This is a genomic window from Bradyrhizobium sp. MI1.7 (assembly GCF_055811795.1).
The window spans coordinates 24,228-42,364 of the sequence record NZ_JBVVPO010000049.1; the positions used below are offsets into that span (position 1 = coordinate 24,228).

Here is an 18,137-nt window from a genome sequence, read left to right on the forward strand (position 1 = left end):
GTCTATGGCAAGGTTCTCTCAAGTCGTTCGAGAAGCGGACGACAGCTCAGAATCCTTGATCTTGCGCCCCCGCGCGCGCGTCTTCAGACCAGCGCATCGGCAGCGTCACAGATGCCTGCATATATTTCGCCTAGGTCTCCTGCTGTTACGCAATACGGCGGCATCACGTAAATCGTATTACCGAGTGGGCGCAGCAAGAGATTGCGGTCTTTAAAGGAGGCGTGAAGCTTCGGGCCGACGCCTGCGAGATAGCCGGTATCTCTCGTTTTCAGATCGAGTGCTGTGATTGTGCCGCAACGGCGAACGTTTGCAAAGCGCGGATTGGCGCGCAATGCTTCAATTGCCTGCTCTTGCATGGTTGCGACCGCAGCGATGCGCTGGTGACATTCCTGATCTTTCCACAGATCCAGGTTAGCCTTGGCGGCGGCACAGGCGACCGGATTTGCCGTATACGAACTCGAGTGAAAGAATGTGCGCGTACGGTCTTTTGAATAATGAGCATCGAAAATCTCTGCCCGGCAGAGTGTCACGGCGAGCGGCAGCGCCCCTCCCGTGAGACCCTTCGAATAGCACGCTATATCCGGCACGACATTGGCCTGCTCACAGGCGAAGATCGTTCCGGTGCGGCCCCAGCCCGTCATGACCTCATCGGCAATGAACAGGACGTCCGACACCTCGCAGATCCGCTTCATCTCTCTTAGCACCCAAGCTGGATACATCAGCATTCCGCCTGCCCCTAACACCAGGGGCTCGACAATAAAGGCCGCGGGATTTTCGTTTCGACATGCTGACTCAAGCGCATCAAGCGTCGCCTGCTCACGACCGCTCGCAGGGAATGGGATTGAGGTCACGTCGAACAGGAGGGGTCCGTACGCCGCGTTGAAGACACCGCGGGCACCAACCGACATCGCGCCGAACGTGTCGCCGTGATAGGAGTGCTGCATGACAACGATGCGCGTTCGCGGTTCGCCTATATTGTGCCAAAAGCCGAGTGCCATCTTCAAGGCGACTTCTACGCTGGCTGAGCCACTATCCGAGTAAAACACATGGTCGACGCCTTGGGGTGCGAGTTTCAAAAGGAGCCGAGCGACCTCTTCAGCCGGATCGTGCGTGTAGCCGGCGAAAATGATTTGGTTCAGCTTGCCGGCCTGTTCCTGAATCGCGCTCACGATCTGCGGATGGCAATGGCCGTGAGTGACGACCCACCAGGATGAGATTGCATCTATGATTCGATGATCATCCGCAGTGTAGAGATAAGCACCGTCGCCACGCACAACCTTGGTCATCTCGTTGTCAAGAGCATGCTGCGTGAATGGATGCCAAATTGGCCACCTCTTGTTTGGCATCATCGCTTGAAATCGCCGGGGATAAACGAGCCCTTGAAGACAGCCTGTAGGCTGTCTGCCGTCAGAGGAGAAATCCAGGGCAGCCGTCCTAACCAACGCACCCGCGTGATGTCACAAATTGCGCTCTCAGTTTCAGCATTTCTTTCCCCGACGAATGCGATCCCAAGAATGTCGATCTGGCGCTTTCTCAAGGCCTCTATCGATAGCAGGGAGTGATTGATGGTCCCGAGTAGCGTGCGGGCGCAAAGCACGACGGGAAGCCGCCACCGCTCGAAGACGTCGACGTAGAGTGCGCTAGAACTCAGCGGCACCATCAGCCCGCCGGCGCCTTCGATGACGAGCGGTCGCTCCCCGGTATCCGGCACAACGAGCGAATCGGGATCGATGCGAATTGCGTCTATTTCGGCGGAATGATGCGGGGAAGCGGGCGTTCTAAGGCGGTAACGCTCCGGAACGATCCGATCGGCCGAGAGACCGCCCAGTCGAGCGACCAGTTGGCTATCGGTCTCATCTTCAAGACCGGCCTGAATTGGTTTCCAATAATTCGCGCCGAGAAGCTGGGCAAGGCCTGCCGAAAAGACAGTTTTGCCGATCCCTGTATCTGTGCCAGTCACCACGATCCGCTGACTCATCGAAACCCGCCCCTCGTCTCCTCAGCGAGCGCATCGAGCATCGCACGCACCTCATCCTCTCCGACGTTGAGCGTCAGTGAAATTCGTAAACGGGCCGTGCCGGCCGGCACGGTTGGCGGTCTGACTCCTCGGATGTCAAATCCGCGAGCCTGTAGGGCGGAGGCTAACCTCATGGCGCAGGCATTCTCGCCAACGATGTAGGGCAGGATCTGCGAGTTCGAAGGACTTCTCTCGCCTCGCGCAACCATCTCCCGATGCGTGAATGCGACAAGCATCGCCAACCGCTGTTGGCGCTCCGGCTCCTCCTGCAGGATCAACAGAGCCTCCCGTACGGCCGCTGCCATTAAGGGCGAAGGGGCAGTCGCGAAAATAAACGGGCGACAGCGATTGATTATGAAGTCGCGCAGCACGCCAGAGGCGGTGACAAGCGCGCCGGCAGCTCCCAGCGCCTTGCCGCAGGTATGAACAACGAGGAGATTTTCGCGTCCTTCATAGGGCGCAGCGAGCCCTCGTCCCTGCTCGCCGTAGACGCCGGTGGCATGAGCCTCGTCCACAATCAAGAACGCATCGTGCCGGTCCGCGATCGCGAGCAGGTCTTCAAGCGGTGCGAAATCGCCGTCCATGCTGTAGAGGCTCTCGACTACGATCCAGACCTGCCCGGCTCCGCCCGCAGTCCGCCAGTCGCAAATTGCGCTTTCGACAGCCTGCGGGTCGTTATGGGCACTGATTCGAAACGCAGCTCGGCCAGCACGCGCGCCTTCGCGAATACTGGCGTGAACCAGGGAATCAAGGACGAGCAGGTCGTCCCGTTGCGGCAGCGTTGTCAGCACCGCAAAATTTGCGACATAACCACCGCCGAAGAAGAGCGCGGTCTGCGCCCCGAAGAACCGCGCCGCTTCTGCTTCGAGGCATTCGTGCTCCTCGCAGTTGCCGCGCAGAAGCCGTGATCCGCCGGCTCCGATCGGAGTACCGGCTTCGAGCGCAGTGACGATGGCTTTTTTCATGCGCGGCGCGCTCGCCAGGGCCAGATAATCGTTTGATGAAAAGTCGATTCCGGTGCGCGGCCTGAGACTGCGCAGGCGGTCGTCTTCTTTAAGCGCATCCAAGCCTGCCATGTAGCTGGCGAATTTCGCGGCAATGATGGAATTCATTCTTCACTCGCTGAGCAACGATGGACGCCGCTAAACTCCAACCGGCGGCGAAGAACGGGGTCTTCCCACGTTGGCTGTTTGGATTCAAACCGGCAGGATACGATTGTCTCGATCAACCAGCACAATGCGCGGCCTGAAGATTCTTGCATCCTCCTCGTCAAATGACGCGTATGCGACGATACTTATCTTATCTCCGGGCATCGCGAGTCGGGCCGCCGCACCGTTCACGTCTACGGTGCCGGATCCTTGTGGCGCTTCTGTCACAAACGTTGCAAAGCGTGCCCCCGTCTCGAGATTGTAGAGCTCGACGCGTTCGTTGATCAAGATATCGGCCGCGTCCAGCAGTGCGCGATCAATCGAGATCGAGCCTTCATAGTGCAGGTCGGAGTCAGTTACGGAGGCGCAATGAATCGTTCCCTTCATCAAGACAATCTGCATTTCTCACCTACGTTGATCGCTTGCACGCAGCACCTCTATTGTTCCGACAATCTAAGCGAGTCCAGACGTAATGCCGAGCCGGGCGAACAAACTTGCGTCACGGTCAAGTTGAGGGTTTTTGGTAGTCAGCAACACATCGCCGACAAAGATGGAATTTGCCCCCGCCAAGAAGCATAGCCCTTGGAGTTCATCAGTCATGTACTGGCGCCCGGCAGCCAACCGTACGACGCTCTCGGGCATCATGATCCGCGCGGTCGCGACCAGGCGCACCAGGGCAATCGGATCTGGACGCTCCGCCGTGACCTTCACCGGCACGCCATTCACCTCGTTCCAGAGGTTGATCGGTATGCTTTCCGGATGGTTGGGAAGATTGGCGAGCAGTACCAGCATGCCGAGACGGTCCTCGACCTGCTCACCCATGCCAATAATGCCGCCGCAGCAGACTTTGATGCCCACCTCGCGCACGTGTGTAAGAGTGTCGATCCGATCCTGCAAGGTCCGGGTAGTAATGATGCTGCGATAGAACTCCGGCGACGAGTCCACGTTGTGATTGTAAAAGTCGAGGCCGGCGTCGGCGAGCCGTGCGGCTTGCTTTGGCGTGAGCATGCCGAGCGTTACACACGTCTCCATGCCAACACGTTTAATGGCGGCAATCATGTCGCAGACCTGATCGAGGTCGCGGTCCTTTGGACTGCGCCAGGCCGCGGCCATGCAGAAGCGAGTCGCCCCGGCCGCCTTGGCGCGCTGCGCGGCGGCGACCACCTCAGCGCGATCCATCAAGCGAGTCGCCTTCAGGCCAGTGTCGTAATGCACGCTCTGTGCGCAGTAGGCGCAGTCTTCAGGACAACCGCCGGTCTTGATGCTGAGCAGGCTCGCGGCTTCGACGTGGTTTGGGTCGAAATTGCCACGATGAACGGCCTGGGCCCGAAATAGGAGGTCGGCAAATGGCAGCGCGTAAAGCCCTTCCGCCTCGGCACGTTCCCAGTCGCGGCGGACCGGCGCGCCGTTGCGGCCGCTATTGCCTTCGACTTCCACAGCATCCCCCAAGACTTTCGCTCGATCTACAGACGAAGCCATCGTGCGCAGCTCCGCAAAAGCAACACTCTTGCCCGGTATTAAACGAGAATTATCGCCGAGTTGCGCCGGGATGGCGCTCATATCAGGCTTAATAGCCGCCTCTCACGCAGGATTTCCTCGCAGCATCGAGGCACGCGCAACAACATTCCTCGACGCGCCTCACTCGGGCAACTAGCCAATGCGTACAGTGGTTGCGCCCCATAGGTCCTTTGTTGCCTCCCGCCGCCTTCTTGGCGGGTCTGTCCATCATTAGGTCACCTGGGCTCCATCGACGGTGTGCTCGTCGCCCATGACTGTGGTGAGCAAATCCGTCTGGAGTCTCGAAGATGCTCTGCGGGAACAGCAGAGTACTTTGCCGCCGCTCGATTTAACACCGACGCGGCGAGATCCACTATGACACCGCACTCATCTGCGCAAACAGAATTGCGGCTTCAGACGGTCCGAGCCCGACGATGCCCACGAAGGCTGCCGGAGGCATCGGAATGACCTGACGTGTCGGCCTCCAGAGATGCAGGCAATAGCGACTATTGTTTACATACTGCGAACGAGGAGGATGCAGCTGCATCACGCATTCCTCCTGATCCCAAAACAGATCTTTGACGAGGCACATTTCATCCCAGTTTGGAGAACGCCTTGGCGTCGACACAGAGACATGCTCCCATCCCGGACGGACGAAGCCGATGATCTTGAGTTGACAGCCACAAGGCCCCTGCACGTAGAAGAGACCGGAAGGACCAGATCCCGGTGCGGTGGCAAATCGGCCGTCGCGGACGCGCCCCGCCTCGAGTCTTTCTGCAATTTGGCTCCTCACGCGTTCTCCTTCTTTTGGCCGATAGAGTGGACTCCGGCACCACTCGTGTCGTCCGAATCATACATCGAGCGGCTGCCACCCCGGCATGGGAAACCCCAAATACTCCTGATCATCTGCACCGAACTTATCTGGATGAAGAACATCGGCTCTGTCCGGAATCGTCCACCGGAGAGTTCTCTTGCGGTTGGTCTTTCGACTATGATTTCTACTTGTATTTTCTCGTCATGCGTGACTTCGTTGCGAACTTGCCTCATGCAGACGATCCGTGCAGACACCTACGATGGTTTCGCTACGCAAGCCGCGTCAGCGGGAGCTGACGCTCGCCTCTTCGCCTAAACAAGTCCGCAACGTTATGGCGTTGAGCTAACCGTGTTTGGTGCAAGATGCCAGAACTCGACTAAAACGCCTCACAGCCAAACGGCGGCGGAAGCCAATTCGCTTGGGATGATCCGGCGAACCTACTTTGTCACCCAAAGACACGTCGCCGGCTTCAGCAGATGATGCAAAGCGACGCCAATGCTTCGCCAATTCGTCGAGCGAGAAGCATGTAATTTCGCTCTTGCGACGATCCGACGGTGGGCTTTCATCTCATTCCTTATGTCTGACGGTTAGCCGGCTTGCCGCCTCAGACACCGTCAATGCGTCATCTATGTGGCCGGCGAGACTGATTTACAATTGATTCACGGCCAGAGGCTCGGACGCGCGGACGCGCGGACCGCACGCATTCAGCAGCCTCCCTCTTTGGCGTTACCGCATGAGGGGCGTTTCGCAGTTCAGCCCTAGAGCCGTCCAACGGAAATGCTTCCGCTGCGATCACAACGCCTTTGACCTACGATGCAATCGTCCGCTCCCGCGGCGATCAGAACTGCCCGTCAACCTCATTTCTTTGCCGCCCCTCCGCGAGGCGAGCCAGCTTATCATATTCCTCAGCGACCTTGAGGAGCCTGCATCTGGATGTGTCGTCCTCGAGCGACTCCGCTTTTATTCGCGTCGCTTCCGCACGGCCTCGCCAATGTTTGGCGTCTGAGAATGGCTTTTTCTGCTTCATGCGGAAGACGATGCAATTTTTAGATCAAGAAAATGCGACACACGCCCTACGTAGGATCCCGTAGGCTGGCTTTCGCAAAAGCACCTCATTTGCCGTTATCTGCCATCCGCTCTGTCAATGTCTGAGATGCGACAAGCCGCTCGCAACAAACGCAAGCGGGAGTAAGCTTCATTGCAGCCTTCTCAGTTAAGAACGCCCGATTGGAAACGCCACGCGGACCGAGGATGATAGGCGAGATTGGGCTTCACTAGTGGTTCGCGTCAAATTCTGCGCGACATGCGCGACTCTCGACATAAGGGGCTTGAATCGTACGTGGCGTCAGATTGTAGAGTCTTCTTGTAGCTGGCGACCGTGCCTGGTCGCACAACAGCTTCCGGGCGACACAATTGAGAGTGTGCCATTTTTGGAGTTCAGATCGCAGAACGCCCGCGTTCCCCAAACGCCGCAGGCCGCCTCCACGGTATGTGTCGCGATGAAACCAGGGCTGCAGGAGAACCGGATGCTAAGATCGGAGCAGCATCGTCGCGTGACGATTGCTCGATTTGAGAGATTGCGCACGACGAGGTCGCCATTCCGGAGATCGGCGCCTCGCAGCCCAGAGTGGAATGGAAATGATCCCCGCCGCGAACCTGCAAATGGCTTTCCCACACCGAAACGGGGCAGCTGTAGGCATACGCTACGCCTCCTCCTATCGCGATGTTTTCGCCATGCCTTGCTGGAACGATTGGGCCATCCTACGAAAGCTGGTCGGATTGTGAGCTGCCTCACAGCTTGGTGAGCGATCCCAGGAGTGTTCCGGACTTAGAAATTACCAACGCTTCGTCGATATTCGGATCGAAAACTCAAGGAGCCGGACTCCATGCCCGCGTCATTCGCGACGCAACGATCGGCTCTTGCATGGGTCGCATGTCGGATGACGGCTCCCCTATGGTTGTCCTGCGGCCCTGAGCGAGCAAAGCATCAATTCAATTGCGCACAGGGTCGCCTTGGCAGCTTTTGACGATTGAACAATTCCGTCCCGGTTCCGATAGCAGGTCATATTGCGTGCCGTGGCAGGAATGACAAGACCGCGGATCTACGAACTGAAAAAGGACCGCGTGAACCGAAGGCAGAATACGTATGGATCCTGGATTCTCGACACTGAGCGCTACCCGATAGCCATCGTTCGTGCCGTTGCGACGCCTACCACTTTAATTCCTGCGCGGGCGAGCGTCCACGATCGCCTGCCGATGGCTTGGGAGCGACATGCTTGCACACCGGACGAACTTCGCCTCTGTCGCGGACCGCGTGAGGCCATCGCTGCAGCCAGCTTGAGTGAGCAAGGTCGCCATTTGATTTCAGTTCGATATCCTGGTCAGGGAGGGGTCGGCAGATGACACGCTCTGGACAAGCAGCCTCGCTCGACCGGCTCCCGTTGGAGCAGCACGTTCGCGTTGAACACTCAGAACCACCAAATCGAACGATGGCCACACTCGATGAGCTTCTCGCAAGGATCGGCCATGCATGCTGTGGTCACGACGTCTGTGCATTCTCACGTTCACTACTAGACGATACCCAGCAGCTCACGAGATCAAATCGACCGCGCTTCCTGCGAAAGGCCGCGACTGCCTTCAGAATCGCATTTGTTCCACGGTTTGAGGTAGACATCCGCCTCAAGCAAGCATCGGGATACGCCACGATATGTAATGAGCTCAGCCGCCAGTCTGGAGGTCAGGCAGGCGCGGAACTTTGCAAAGCTTTGGCAGCTCGGCTCTCGCGCCTTGATCACGCACTGATGGAACAAGTCGGCTTCAGATCGCTTTCGCTTTTCGCATGTTCATTTGGTCGCCACTCTGCCTCTTCCGAATGCAGGGATGGCACGATCAGAATTGCTGAACTTTGTCGCGATACGAGCGAGACCCTCCATGACCTTACCGGCCTGCACTTGTCGTTGCTGGTAAACGGCTTTAGCAAGTGGCCGGATCAACCGGCGCTTCGTGAAGCCGCGGTCAAGATCGCGACTGAGATCATTTGCCGGATGCGTTCCGACGATCGTCTCTCAGCGTTCACTCAGCAGCATCTCGCAACGCTCGTGAACGGCTTCGGAAAATGGCGAGGAGCTGAATGCTTTCACGCGGCCGTTGCCACGATCGCAGATGAGCTTCTGCGCCGAAGCGATCGACTCTCTGATTTTACTCAGCAACAGCTGGCGAGTCTGGTCAACGTCTTCAGCAAATGGCCGGAAGCGTCGAGTTGTCGCAAAGCAGCGATCGCTATCAGCAACGAGCTTCTGCGCCGCTCCGATCAGCTCTCCGATTTCAGTCAGCAGCGACTGGCTAAGCTCGTAAACGGATTCAGCAGGTGGCCGGGCGAGTTCGCGCCTCGGCAAGCCACAGTCAAGCTCGCAGGTGAACTCGTTCACCGCGCGCTTTCCGTCGGTCAGCTCGGTGACTTCACTCGCCATGAACTGGCGAGTTTGGTCAACGGCTTCAGCAAGTGGACGAACGAGGCTGCCTGTCTAACGGCTACCGTTGCCATCGCGGATGAGGTCATCCGTCATACTCGCCGTGCCGAGCGCCTCTCTTGTTTTCGCTACCAGGAACTCGGCATGCTGGTAAACGGTTTCAGCAAATGGCGGCAGGACACGACCTGCCGCCGAGCCACAATTGAAATTGCCGATGAAGTGCTCGCGCGCAGTCGCGTCGCCGACGGAGTCTCCTGCATTACTGACCAGGGACTGGCGAACCTCGTAAACGGCTTCAGCAAGTGGCCACAACAAGCGTCTCTTCGCGATGCAACGGCCGTGATCGCCCAGGAGGTCGTTTGCCGCGCCCGCCGCGCGGGTCAGCTCTCTGAATTTACGCCGCAGGGACTGGCTATTCTCTTGAACGGCTTCAGTAAATGGCCAACAACGGTTCCACTGCGCGAAGCTTCGACTGCAATCGCCTACGAGGTCCTTGGTCGGGCTTGCCGTACCGACGGGCTTTCTCATTTTACGCATCGAGGACTGGCGATCCTCGCCAACGGCTTCAGCAAGTGGCGGCAAGAGGCGAGCTCTCGCCATGCGACAGTAGCCATCGCGGAGGAGATTCTTCGCCGCACCTACCAGATTCGTGATTTTAGCGAGCAGGAGCTTGCCCAGCTCGTGCGAGCGTTCGGCAGCCGGCCGGAAGAGGTCACCTCTCGCGAAGTCGTAGTCGTGATCTCCGAGGAGGTCCTCCGCCGTCTTACCGAGACTGCTCGTTTCACCGAGCAAGAGTTCGCATACCTGGGGAACGGGTTGACCAAGTGGCCCGAAGTGGCGATCTGTCGTCGAGCCGCTGCGGCTATCGGCGATTTGAGAGCGCTGCGTGACGGACAACGAACATAATGTCATCCGTCGTCTTACAAAGAGAGAACACGGCACCGCTCTTGTGAATGCGGAAAGGACCGCGCCGCTCCAAAGGATGACAATTCAATGCGGGACCACGCGAGCAAGTCCCGCAACCAACGGCAGCACACCTTTATGAGCGAGGCGATCGTGATAGGCGGAAAGATCTGTTCGCAACTTCGTTCAGCGGAGCGGATTTCCGATGGTACTTTCAGCCATTAAGGCGAATGATCCGGAAAGCTTTTCGCACAGCGGGCGGGGCTATCGGAGCGCCCTTGCTCCTGAGATCTTCGGCGGGCCGGCGGCAGTAAGGCCATGCGGATTGTGTGCGGCCTCGATACTCTGGAAGACGCCATTGTCGGGACGCGTATTGAGAGCGCGGTCCCTGGGGCAGCCGGCTCTACGTCGAACGATACATTGGACGGCCGCGGCATATCGATGTGCAGATGCTCGCCGTGATCCGTTCAACGTCGGTTCGAGAAGCGCACCGAGGCGGCGCCATCGAAGGCATTGTCGCCAGAGATGCGTCAACTGGTCGCTCACGCCGGACCCCCCTTCGGGTGCCTGGATTGCCTCCGTGCGCGTCTCGATCGTGGTTTTCGTTTCCGGGACTGGCGACACGGCCTTCGGGGTATCAATGGCTTCTGCAGCTTTGGCTACCAAGTAGAATGTTCAACTGATGACCACGTAGTGTGCGAGCTCAGACCTCAAGGAAGTCTCGATCTATGCTCTGCCCGAAATGTCACATAGAAAGCTGGTGCGAGATCGCAATGCACGTGGACTGGCCGGCCGGTGATCACCTGCAATACCTGCGGTGAGTATGCCGAGTACGATTGCCTCCAGCGCAAAACGGCGCACGCGATCATCGCCGCCACGTTGGCCTGTAACGTGAGCATAGAGGACCAGCGCGATCCGCGGGCGGTTGCTGATAGACTTTTGGATGCGCTGGAGAATGCCGGCCTAACAATCGCTCGCGTCCCAAGATGAATGGGAGGAACGCCGATCGGCGCCGCTACGAGGCCCTGGCGGCCCATCAGAGAGCATGGCCAACTGCGCCGCTCGTTCCATCAGCCGTCTGATTGCCTCCAGAACCGCCGTCTTTCCCCTCGGCCGATCTGGAGTTGCACCCCACATAGCAACTCTTTGGTACCAACCACGATTGTAGCAAACACGCCAATCGGGACCCAAGCCGCGATACTCAACGGGACCAGGGCTGAGCACCGCTTGGGCGGCCTTTCCAACGTATGACGGCCAGGCAGATCTTCCCACAAGTATCGAACCTGCAATGATCGTTGACCTGACGTAGCCTGGACCTGACGGCGCATTTCGAGGTCGACAGTTCAAAGTTGTCGAGAACGGTCGGAATTGGCTCATTGACCAGAATAGCGCGCTGCCGTTTGTCTCATTCTGCCCAGCCGCCGCGGCCCGATAAATCGATAAATCCCGGGAAGCAGCCCCATTGAGATGGTGACAGCGGACAGCTCGGCTGGGGAGGCGAAGCCAATTCGCACAGACGCGAGAGAGCATTCTAGCCACGGACGATTGATTCCGCCGGCGAGGCAGCTCCTATCCCATAGACATTCCAAGAACTTCATTGGCTCGCGTGGTCACTCGTTGCCGGTGACGAGCAGCCTCACTCTGAGTGCGTCGCTAAGCGCGCACATCTGAGCGGACCTGAGCTGCGCGGTTCCGCAGACGACGAATACCGAAAGCCAGCTGCTTTTGGTGAAGCGCCTACCGCCCTCCTCGCTTTGCGGTCGGCTCCTGGCGAACGAATACGAGTTTGACATATTCACGCGATAAGACCGCAGGGGGATTGAACCGCACGTAGCGTCAGATTGTAGAGTGCGCAGCCAGGTAGCACCAATCTTCGGTCGCTTCGGAATTCCTGTGGACAAAAGCGGACCAGGCCGATCGCGTGCGATGAGAGGTCTTCTGCCAAAGCGGCCGAGGATCGCGCTCTGTGCGAAGGACGCTGTCTCTGTTCTGTCCACGCAGATCGCCGAGCCGTATGAAGACACGATCGCCCACATGTAAGAAGGACCAATCCAGCTTTGGAGGCTTCGAAATACGTTTGCGGGCGCCGAGTGCCCAACGAGCCGCCGCGCAGTTGATGCGCTACCCCGGAGCGGTAATGTGAGAAGTCCCGATGGATCCAACAGGGTCCTGCTCGTCGATCACTGTGAGGGCCAATGCCGGGCCATTGTTGGCTTCAAGAATGGCGATCCTGGAACCGCGTATATGTGCGGCGAGCCTGTTGTGACGGGACCGCGCCACAAGCTGTCATCCTGGTGCGATTATCACTATGCCCGAATGCACGTCGTGCCATGGTCGGACGGACGCCGCGTCCTTGAAGGAAAGCAGACTAGATGACCAACAGTAATCCGAGACGACCGCGCGCAATTGTTGGGCATGGGTAACGGTCATCGCGCGAGCAAGAGAGCTACCGACAGGTCCGCGAGCCGGACCTGCTCGACATGCCAGCCTGACGGTTGCCCCGGGGCCGCACGCCCATCCAGGCAATGAGGCACAATCAAGACCTGACGAACGAGTATCGAGAAGCTCATGTGAGCGCCTCGGAAAGGAAATGATGTGGAAGTCTAGACCCGCGAGCGACTGAAGATTTGATCTCGGCACCTTGATTGAGCGCAACGCGACATTCGAACCCGATAAGCCGGCGATCCAGTTCGAGGGCGCGCCTCTAAGCTTACGCTGCTTTTGACGCATTCGAGCAGGCGGCGTGTGGCTAAAAGGCCCGGGTCGACTCCCTCCGCGAGTAGCTCATCCCAACTCTTTCTGCCGAGCGGCTGCAGATCAAGTGCGATAATTAAGGTAGAACGCAGTTGATTCAGTTCAGGCTGGTGCCCCCCGAAAGCTTGCTCAAGAACCGGGATTATGCCGCCGGTATTGATAACAGAAGGGACGCTCGGGATCAGCAAACCGCCAGTTTCAATGACACTGGCATGTGCTCAAGGCGGTTTGTTCGCGCGAGCAATGAACCGCCAGATTCTTTCCGAATTCGTGGTTAGGGGGCACCGAGCACAGTGCTCGTCGCGGTAATCTCCCTTGAGGTCCGGTATAGCAGGTGCACTGGCCTCAATCGTGCAGCGTTTTGCTGTGAACTCAAACAGCACAAAGCTAATATGCACGCCTTCACTTTTGCTTGCCCGACCAAAACATGATTGTCCAGAAATGGATCGATGATGATAAGGACTGCGCGACAGAGAACGAATTTCAAGGCTTTGTTTGCCGGGCTTGCTCGCAGTGCACTGGATGAACAGCAAGACTGGCAAACTCTTAGGCAAGGACAAGAAATGAGGAGAGACTGCCTGGCGCGAAGCGCGAGTTAAGCACGCAGAGACTGCGGAACGCTTCTCGGCCCGACGGGTCTGCTTATGTCCTATCCGCGCCGCATTTCCATTGGTCGCACCCAAGCAATAGAGAAACGCCTTAGCCTAGGACGAAGGCCGAACGAAATCCGCCGAATTGCAAACTTTCGTATAGTCCCTTAAAACCCTTTCGATGTGGAAGGTTTACCTCCGTACAGTTGAGCGATCGATGCAATGCCTCTACACGGTTCAGAATTCGGTGCTTCGAGAGCGTGACGCTTGCGCATTCGAAGAGGCCAGACGCGATTGATGGTCGTCGATCGCGGAACGACATTAGCCTGGGTAGAGAATCGATTTGTCAAACCAAGAGAGCAAACGGCGGGTCGCTCTAATCACCGGCGTGACCGGGCAGGACGGCGCGTATTTGGCCGAACATCTGCTCTCGCTCGGCTACGTCGTACACGGCATCAAGCGGCGCTCGTCCTCATTCAACACCGCGCGGGTCGATCATCTCTACCAGGACCCGCATGTCGGCAACGTGCCGTTCCTGATGCATTATGGCGACATGACCGATTCGACTAATCTGATCCGTCTGGTGCAGCAGATCCGGCCGACCGAAATCTACAATCTCGCCGCCCAAAGCCACGTCGCCGTCAGTTTCGAGAGCCCGGAATACACCGCGAATGCCGACGGCATCGGCGTGCTGCGGCTTCTGGAGGCGATCCGCATCCTCGGCATGGAGAAGGAGACGCGGTTCTACCAGGCCTCGACCTCCGAGCTCTATGGCCTGGTGCAGGAGATTCCGCAGAAGGAGACCACGCCGTTCTATCCGCGCTCGCCTTACGGCGTCGCCAAGCTCTACGGCTACTGGATCACGGTGAACTACCGCGAAGCCTACGGCATGTTCGCGGCCAACGGCATCTTGTTCAACCATGAGAGCCCGATCCGCGGCGAGACCTTCGTCACCCGAAAGATCACCCGCGGCGTCGCCCGCATCGAGGTCGGGCTGGAGCAGACGCTCTATCTCGGCAATCTGGCGGCCAAGCGCGACTGGGGCCATGCGAGGGATTATGTCGAGGGCATGCACATGATCCTACAGGCCGACAAGCCCGACGATTTCGTGCTCGCCACGGGCGAGACGCGCTCGGTGCGCGAGATGGTCGAATTGTCGTTCGCGCAAGTCGGCCGCCGCATCGAATGGTGCGGTGAGGCCGTCGAGGAGACCGGAATCGACGTCAAGAGCGGCAAGACCGTGGTGAAGATCGACCCGACCTATTTTCGCCCGACCGAGGTCGATCTCCTCGTCGGCGACGCCAGCAAGGCGCGCGCGGTGCTGGGCTGGAAGCCGAAGCGAAATTTTGCCGAGCTCGTCGCGGAGATGATGGCGAGCGATCTTGCCGAGGCCAAACGGGATGCGGCCGGTGGCAAACGCACCGTTTGAGCTGAAGGGTAGAAGCGTCTACGTCGCCGGCCATCGCGGCATGGTCGGAGCCGCGATTGCGCGCCGGCTGGCGCGGGAGGACGTGAGGCTCGTCACGGTGGACCGGCGCGAGGTCGATCTCTGCAACCAGGCCGCGGTGTTCGACTGGTTCGCGAAGGCGCGGCCGCAGGTGATCTTCCTCGCCGCAGCAAAAGTCGGCGGCATCGTCGCCAACAACACGCTGCGCGCCGAGTTCATCTACGACAACATCGCGATCGCCGCGAACGTGATCCACGCCGCGCATGTGAACCGCGCCGAGAAGCTGATGTTCCTCGGCTCGTCCTGCATCTATCCAAAGCTCGCACCGCAGCCCTTGCGCGAGGACAGCGTGCTGACCGGCCCGCTGGAGCCGACCAACGAGCCTTATGCGATTGCCAAGATCGCCGGCATCAAGATGGCGGAGGCCTATCGCAGCCAGTACGGCAGCGACTTCATCAGCGTGATGCCGACCAACCTCTACGGCCCCGGCGACAATTATCATCCCGAATACAGCCACGTGGTCGCCGCCCTGATCAGGCGCTTCCATGAGGCAAAGGTTTCGGGCGCAAGAAGCGTCGTGGTCTGGGGCACCGGCACGCCGCGGCGCGAGTTCCTCTATGTCGACGACATGGCCGATGCCTGCGTGCATCTGATGAAGACCTATTCGGGTGCGGAGCTGATCAACATCGGCACCGGCGAGGATATCACCATTGCCGAGTTTGCCCGCATCGTCGCCGAGGTCGTCGGCTACGTCGGCGAGATCACGTTCGACACTTCACGCCCCGACGGCACGCCGCGCAAGCTGCTCGACGTCAGCCGTCTCGCGAGCCTCGGCTGGCGCGCGAGGACATGGCTCGCACATGGAATGCGGAAGGCCTACCAGGCCTTCTTGGCGGCATCAGCTACACCGGACAAAAGGAGCGAATCATGCAGCTGCTAGCAGCTGACGGCGTTGATTGATCGGTTGCCAGAAAGTTGTTCGGCTCGCGCACCGCGGGGTGACGCGTGCCCGATGGAGGGCAGGCACGGCTAGACTGGCCGATAGCTAGAGCGAGTGACAGGCGCGCCTTGCGGCATGCTCTGTTTTGAACTTGAGGTAAACTGATTAGCATGTGCGGAATTGTCGGCATCTTGGGGCGCGGTCCGGTCGCGGATCGACTCATCGATTCACTTAAGCGACTTGAATATCGCGGCTACGACTCAGCAGGCATCGGAACGCTCAAAGGAAATCATATCGAGCTTCGGCGCGCCGAGGGCAAGCTGAGGAACCTTGAGACACGCGTTCGCTGCCATCCGCTCTCAGGCCATGTTGGGATCGGGCATACGCGCTGGGCTACTCATGGCAAGCCGACCGAGCACAATGCGCATCCGCATGCAACGGACAATGTTGCAGTCGTCCATAACGGCATTATCGAGAATTTCCGCGAGCTGCGCGCGGAGCTGAAACAGCATGGCGCCTGTTTCGCCTCTGAAACAGACACCGAGGTGGTGGCGCACCTCATCGACTCTTATCTGAAAAATGGCTGCTCGCCGCAGGACGCAGTAAAAGCGTCGCTGCCGCGGCTAGCGGGCGCGTTTGCGCTTGCAATCCTGTTTAAGGGTCAACACGACCTCATGATCGGCGCGCGCAAGGGCTCACCGCTCGCGATCGGCCATGGCGAAGGCGAAATGTATCTCGGATCGGATGCTATCGCGCTCTCGCCCCTTACCGATTTGATCACCTACCTTGAGGACGGCGATTGGGCTGTGCTCAACCGCAACTTCAGCGTGGTTTACGACGCGCAAGGCACAGTCGCCCGCCGCGAGGTGGTGAAATCTGGCGCCTCGTCGGTTCTCGTCGACAAAGCAAACTACCGCCACTTCATGGCAAAGGAAATCCACGAACAGCCAGAGGTGATCGGGCAGACACTGGCGCGTTACGTTGATATCGCGACCGAGAGCGTGGCACTGCAGCAGGAGCTTCCGTTCGATTTCAACGAGATCGGACATATCTCGATCACGGCCTGCGGTACGGCAGGCTATGCCGGCCATATCGCCAAATACTGGTTCGAGCAGCTGGCCCGTATTCCGGTCGAGCTCGATGTCGCCTCGGAATTTCGCTATCGTGAGGCACCGATGCGCAAGGGAGATCTTGCTATCTTCATCTCGCAGTCCGGCGAGACGGCCGATACGCTGGCCGCGCTCCGCTATGCCAAATCGCAAGGCCTGCATACGCTCTCGATCGTGAACGTTCTGAGTTCGACCATTGCGCGCGAAAGCGGGACAGTGTTGCAGACACTCGCCGGACCTGAAATCGGCGTTGCCTCAACCAAGGCGTTCACATGCCAGTTGGTCGTCCTGGCGGCGCTTGCGGTCGCTGCTGGCAAGGCGCGCGGTGAATTGTCGGAGAGCGACGACATCGATCTGGTGCGAGCGCTGATCGAAATTCCCCGGCTAGTTACAGCGGCGCTTGCCAGCGAGCCGCAGATCGAGAAGCTCGCACGCGACATCGCCAAATCGCGTGACGTACTATATCTTGGTCGCGGCACGTCGTTTCCACTGGCGCTGGAAGGGGCACTGAAGCTGAAGGAGATCTCCTATATTCACGCCGAGGGCTATGCGGCCGGAGAGCTCAAGCACGGCCCGATCGCCTTGGTCGACGAGAGCGTTCCCGTAATCGTCATTGCTCCTTCCGACCGGGTGTTCGAAAAGACCATCTCGAACATGCAGGAGGTCGCCGCACGCGGTGGCAAAATTATCTTGATAACGGACGCTCGGGGAGCCGCAGAGGCGTCCACGGAGTCACTCGCGACGATTGTGCTGCCGCAGATGGGTGCGACATTTACATCGATTGTCTATGCGATTCCGGTGCAGCTTCTGGCCTATCACACGGCCATCCTCATGGGCACGGACGTCGACCAACCGCGAAATCTCGCGAAATCGGTAACCGTCGAATAAGGTGACGCCACCTGGACTTGTCGTGAGTCAGATACCGAATGCGCGCAAGCCCCGGTCAAGATCTCGTCACGATGTGCCGCCCAGCTCCAGGCCCGATGCCACCGCATGGTTTGTGCCGGTTCATGGCCCTTGTTTACGGAGGCTGAGACTCATATGCAAAATCTGCGGCCAATCAGGTTGCGAGGCTGGCGTGGCGTTGCCTCCGCCAAGCAAGGAGTCACATATGACTTATCGCGGCATTCCGATTGCTTCGACCTGGCGAGCTGCTCTAGCGCGACCTATCTCACGAAGCTCTTCCTGCCGCGCGGCGTATTCCGCGCATCTCGTGCTCCCCTTTCATTCCAGGTCGGTGCGCTCGATGAGAAATTCCGCCACGCCGCAAGCAACAACACCGAGAATCACCCGAGGTTTCAGTAGATTGAGAGTCACTCCTGCCGCGCGAGCGGAATAAGGCCGGAAAATCCATGCGACATTGCGGCAATTGCCGAAAATAAGCCGGAAACGTCAGGCGCTTACGGGTTGGTCGATAGTGCCCTGACGGCAGATTCGCGGCCATGAAC

Annotated in this window: 10 protein-coding genes; 4 read left to right on the top strand and 6 right to left on the bottom strand. The window is 58.8% G+C overall.

Annotated elements, in window-relative coordinates; translation table 11 throughout:
• Positions 1–83 precede the first annotated feature (83 nt).
• The 6 genes from AC0L3X_RS33075 to AC0L3X_RS33100 all read right to left on the bottom strand — a co-directional run bounded on the left by AC0L3X_RS33075 (position 84) and on the right by AC0L3X_RS33100 (position 5,455).
• Positions 84–1,349, bottom strand: coding sequence for an adenosylmethionine--8-amino-7-oxononanoate transaminase (locus AC0L3X_RS33075; RefSeq protein WP_439034074.1), 1,266 nt, complete (start codon positions 1,347–1,349; stop codon positions 84–86).
• Entirely contained in the window at positions 1,346–1,978 is a 633-nt protein-coding gene (gene bioD / locus AC0L3X_RS33080) for a dethiobiotin synthase (protein ID WP_439034073.1), read from the bottom strand. The genes AC0L3X_RS33075 and bioD overlap by 4 nt, the downstream gene beginning before the upstream one ends.
• A complete protein-coding gene (locus AC0L3X_RS33085) occupies positions 1,975–3,129 on the bottom strand; it encodes an 8-amino-7-oxononanoate synthase (RefSeq protein WP_439034072.1) in 1,155 nt (384 codons plus the stop codon). The genes bioD and AC0L3X_RS33085 overlap by 4 nt, the downstream gene beginning before the upstream one ends.
• 84 nt (positions 3,130–3,213) lie before the next feature.
• Complete coding sequence (gene panD / locus AC0L3X_RS33090; protein WP_231144112.1) at positions 3,214–3,567, bottom strand: aspartate 1-decarboxylase; 354 nt, start codon at positions 3,565–3,567, stop codon at positions 3,214–3,216.
• Positions 3,568–3,618: 51 nt separating this feature from the next.
• On the bottom strand, positions 3,619–4,614 hold the full coding sequence (gene bioB / locus AC0L3X_RS33095; RefSeq protein ID WP_439035711.1) for a biotin synthase BioB: 996 nt from the start codon (positions 4,612–4,614) through the stop codon (positions 3,619–3,621).
• 421 nt (positions 4,615–5,035) lie between these two features.
• The gene (locus AC0L3X_RS33100; RefSeq protein WP_439034071.1) at positions 5,036–5,455 is read right to left on the bottom strand and encodes a DUF7694 domain-containing protein; all 420 of its coding nucleotides are present in this window, start codon (positions 5,453–5,455) and stop codon (positions 5,036–5,038) included.
• A 2,822-nt stretch (positions 5,456–8,277) separates the two neighbouring features.
• Here AC0L3X_RS33100 and AC0L3X_RS33105 point away from each other — a divergent pair.
• The 4 genes from AC0L3X_RS33105 to glmS all read left to right on the top strand — a co-directional run bounded on the left by AC0L3X_RS33105 (position 8,278) and on the right by glmS (position 17,577).
• Positions 8,278–9,852 (top strand): hypothetical protein, encoded by a 1,575-nt coding sequence (locus AC0L3X_RS33105; RefSeq protein WP_439034070.1) that lies wholly within the window; start codon positions 8,278–8,280, stop codon positions 9,850–9,852.
• Positions 9,853–13,536: 3,684 nt separating this feature from the next.
• Positions 13,537–14,622 (top strand): GDP-mannose 4,6-dehydratase, encoded by a 1,086-nt coding sequence (gene gmd, locus AC0L3X_RS33110; protein ID WP_439034069.1) that lies wholly within the window; start codon positions 13,537–13,539, stop codon positions 14,620–14,622.
• On the top strand, positions 14,603–15,580 hold the full coding sequence (gene fcl, locus AC0L3X_RS33115) for a GDP-L-fucose synthase (protein ID WP_439034068.1): 978 nt from the start codon (positions 14,603–14,605) through the stop codon (positions 15,578–15,580). Before gmd ends, fcl begins: the two co-directional genes overlap by 20 nt.
• A gap of 170 nt (positions 15,581–15,750) precedes the next feature.
• On the top strand, positions 15,751–17,577 hold the full coding sequence (gene glmS, locus AC0L3X_RS33120; RefSeq protein ID WP_231144106.1) for a glutamine--fructose-6-phosphate transaminase (isomerizing): 1,827 nt from the start codon (positions 15,751–15,753) through the stop codon (positions 17,575–17,577).
• Positions 17,578–18,137 lie beyond the last annotated feature (560 nt).